Origin of the sequence: Pseudomonas sp. LB-090624 (assembly GCF_003205205.1) — a bacterium.
GTDB lineage: Bacteria > Pseudomonadota > Gammaproteobacteria > Pseudomonadales > Pseudomonadaceae > Aquipseudomonas.
Genome location: NZ_QJRL01000087.1, coordinates 1 through 590, shown reverse-complemented (window position 1 = coordinate 590; position 590 = coordinate 1). Strand labels below are relative to the sequence as shown.

The 590-nt window shown below is 58.6% G+C and carries 1 protein-coding gene; it reads right to left on the bottom strand.

Going from position 1 to position 590, the window contains the following annotated elements; all coding sequences use genetic code 11:
• Positions 1–229: 229 nt before the first annotated feature.
• Positions 230–590: integrase core domain-containing protein (locus tag DMX11_RS26560; protein ID WP_218278970.1), on the bottom strand; the 361-nt coding region annotated here is incomplete at its 5' end.

Sequence of the window (590 nt, the reverse complement as noted above, 5' to 3'; positions counted from 1 at the left end):
CAGGCGACACAGATTGCGACTTCAGTAGGCCGAGCGAAGGGCATGCGGAGGGAGGTGACGGGCATGGATGCCCGTCAAGCGCTGAGGCCCCATGGATGGGGCCTTCGGCGCGTACTCCCGGGAGCATGCCCGTAGCGAGGGGACCCCGGAGCGTAGCGTAGGGGCCGGATGATGGGAGCCAGCGTTTTTTGGTGGGCCTGCCCCGTGACAGCGGACGCCAAGAAGCTGGCTACAGAGCCAACTGCCTTAAGCCTTTTGCGTATTCGTTCGGTGTACGGTAACCCAATGCTGAATGCAGTCGACAGCTGTTGTAGAACCCATGGATGTAGCTGGCAATTGCCAAGTGAGCCTGTTTCTTTGTGGGGTAGACCGCGTAGGCTTCCTCTCTCTTCAATGTAGCGAAGAAACTCTCAGCTACGGCATTATCCCAGCAGTTTCCTCTCCGACTCATGCTTTGCGCGACGCCCTTCTTGGCCAAAGCGAGACGAAACCTGCTGCTCGCGTACTGGCGCCCTTGGTCGGAATGGAAAATCACTCCGTAGACGCCCAAACATGCGTTCCAAGCGTTCATGAAAGCGCGCTCGACCAAG